This is a genomic window from Carboxylicivirga litoralis, from assembly GCF_025499605.1.
Taxonomy (GTDB): domain Bacteria; phylum Bacteroidota; class Bacteroidia; order Bacteroidales; family Marinilabiliaceae; genus Carboxylicivirga; species Carboxylicivirga litoralis.
In genome coordinates this window covers 1-3,094 of record NZ_JAFMVC010000067.1, presented here as the reverse complement: position 1 = coordinate 3,094, position 3,094 = coordinate 1, and the positions used below count along the sequence as shown (strand labels likewise).

General features: G+C 34.1%; 3 protein-coding genes. All 3 read left to right on the top strand.

Annotated elements, in window-relative coordinates:
• The first annotated feature begins 41 nt into the window (after nt 1-41).
• Entirely contained in the window at nt 42-350 is a 309-nt protein-coding gene (locus J1N10_RS20560) for a helix-turn-helix domain-containing protein (protein WP_262328614.1), read from the top strand.
• 122 nt (nt 351-472) lie between these two features.
• Nucleotides 473-1,858, top strand: coding sequence for a YfjI family protein (locus J1N10_RS20555; RefSeq protein WP_262328613.1), 1,386 nt, complete (start codon nt 473-475; stop codon nt 1,856-1,858).
• A 199-nt stretch (nt 1,859-2,057) separates the two neighbouring features.
• Nucleotides 2,058-3,094: DUF6371 domain-containing protein (locus tag J1N10_RS20550; RefSeq protein WP_262328612.1), on the top strand; the 1,037-nt coding region annotated here is incomplete at its 3' end.

Below are 3,094 nucleotides of genomic sequence, written 5' to 3'. Positions count from 1 at the left end.
ATTAAGGCGCCTATAATCATCGTTTGAAAAATTCCATTCAAATGATTGATTTTTTATTAAAAGAAGAATTTACAAATGCTAATGTAAAAATTGAAGTAAGTGCGAAAGACTTGCATAGTTTCGCAACTTCTTTAATTAAAGAAGCCATTTTAGAAGGCAAGAAACAAAAAGAAGAAGTACCAGAAGAGTACCTTACTAGAGATGAAGCTAGTAAAATTTTGAAAGTTTCATTGCCAACTTTGTGGCATTGGAATAATAAAGGGATTTTAAAACCATATCGAATAGGTAATAAAATTCGATATAAGAAAAGTGAAATCGACTCATGTTTAATTTCAATTAACAAAGACTAACATGAGGAAGACTTATAATGAAGCAAAACCTACAAGCTCCAAAGTATATAAAGGGATAAAAAAAATCCGCATCAAAGAGCTTTACAATTATTACAAACAAAAACCTCAAACAAGAAGTTATCATGAATAAGAGCAATGCATTAAATGTGGCCTATGCTCTTATTGAAGGAGCACAAAACAGAGATGCCTGTTTTAATATTGGAGTCAATCAAGTATCTAATATTTCCAAAGAGGTTTTCAACACCCTACCTCCCTTATTAAGTGATTGTGTTAATATGTTTGATGACCAGATTGAGAAAGATGTAGTTTTAATTGGAGCTCTGGGGGTACTAAGTGGTTGTTTACCAAACATCGAAGGGGTATACTTTGGGAAAAATTACACTCCCCACCTCTACTGTTTTATTACTGCTATGGCTGGGAGCGGTAAAGGTAATTTGGATTGGGCTAAACTTTTAGGCAGCAGAATACATGAAGCTCAACTCAATCAACATAAAACAGACATAGAGCAATATGAGTATGCTATTCAGAAATATGACACGCTCAATAAGCATGAGAAATTAAACGAAAGCAAACCGGCTAAACCTAGTCAGTTGATGCATTTTATCCCTGGAAATAGCAGTAGTGCAGCAATCATTCAGGCTTTAACAAATAACAACGATAGAGGTATTATATTTGAGACTGAAGCTGATACTGTCAGCAATATAATGTCTCAGGAATGGGGAGACTTTAGTGATGTACTTCGAAAAGCTTTTCATCATGAAACAGTTAGTCTTTACCGAAAAACTGAGGATGCCTATATTGAAATGAAAAGACCCATGCTCTCGATGATTCTTTCGGGTACACCGAAGCAAGTCAGCCGAATGATTGCAGATAGCGAGAATGGCTTGTTTAGTCGATTCCTATTTTATGGTTTTGAACATGAAGGTGATTTTAAAAATCCATTTGAAATGCCCTCTCAAATAAATTACAAGTCTTTTTTTGAAGATAAAGGTAATCTGGTTTATGAGCTGTACAAGACTCTAATAATTCGCCAAACTCCTGTTCAATTCCAATTAACAAAAAGGCAAGGGTTAATTTTTACACAATACCTAAATACCCTTTTAAATGATTCAAGAACAGAGTTGAGTTCTGAATTTGAAGCTAGTATTAAAAGGCTAGGGATTATAGCTTTTAGAATTGCAATGATTTTATCAGCCCTTAGGTACATATCCAAATCTTCGATTCCACACGTTCTCACTTGTAATGACAATGACTTTAACAATGCACTATCAATAATTTCGACTGGTTCGGTTCACGCGGCAGATGTTTTTGTCCACCTTCTAAAAGGAGGTGAAAGAAAAACTGATAATATAAGCCTTCTATATAACAAACTCCCAGATAAATTTACACGAGCTAACGCTAATGAAATAGGTGAGCAATTGTCAATTCCTCCAAGTACCTTGACGCGATACTTAAAGAATAGAGAAAAGTATGACAAAATATCACATGGTAATTACAGAAAATTATAATAGTCATTAGTTTTTTGAGCATTTGAGCATTCATCAGTGTAATCACTACAACATCAACCACTTATATAAATGCTCACAACCTAAGATTAAGCATTTTATGAGCATTTCTTAACCAACTGAACTTAAATGTATTACACAAACATATGCTCAAATGCTCAAATGCTCAAATGCTCAAATACTCACAACATTTAAAGTAAATATGAAACACATATATAGATTTGAACTAGTTAAAGGAAAACCAAAAGAGGCCTGTCCTTCGTGTGGCAAAGCCAGACGTTACGTAAGATATATCGACAAAGAAACAGGTAAACTTTTACCATACAAATATGGTAGATGTGATAGAGAACAAAGCTGCACCTATCACTTAAACCCTTATACAGATGAATATTTAAAGGATGAATTAAAAGAATCAGACTTCCATTGTATCTCGAAACCTGAGCTAATTAACAAACCAGCATCATACATCAATCATGATGTAATGACACGAACTTTGACTAGTTACGATTCTAATAATTTCCTTTTATGGCTTAGCTCATTTATGACAAAGGAAGACATCAAGCAAGTATGTAATAAATACAACATTGGCAGCTCCAAACATTGGACTGGCTCAACCGTATTTTGGCAGATTGATAACAAGCAGAAAGTTAGGAGTGGTAAAATAATGTTATTTAATAAGGCTAACGGAAAGAGAGTTAAAAAACCTTTTAGTCATATCAATTGGGTTCATAAGGTTTTAAAGCTTGATGACTTCAACCTTAAACAATGTTATTTTGGTGAACACCTGATTACTGATAAAGACTTACGAGATGTTGCTATTGTTGAAAGTGAAAAGACCGCCATTATTGCGAGTATATATCTTTCAAATTACATCTGGCTTGCCTCTGGTAGTTTGAACGGAATTAATGTAGAAAAGAGCAAAATACTAAAGGAGCGAACTTGTTTCTTATTTCCTGATTTGGGAGCCGTTGAAAAATGGGAAGAAAAAGCTCAAGTCTTAAACGACTTTTTACCTAACACTACTTTTAAAGTCTCCTACCTTCTGGAAGATATTTCAAACGAATATGAATTAGAACAAGGTTGTGACTTAGCTGATTTCCTACCGCAAATAAATCGTAACGTTAAAGCCTTACTTCCAGACAAGCAACCTCAATACAAACAATCATTTTCAACGTTTGGAGAAGTTTTCGATTTTATAAAAAGTTCTTGTCCTAGGTTAGCACGAGCTTTCGGTTTGGT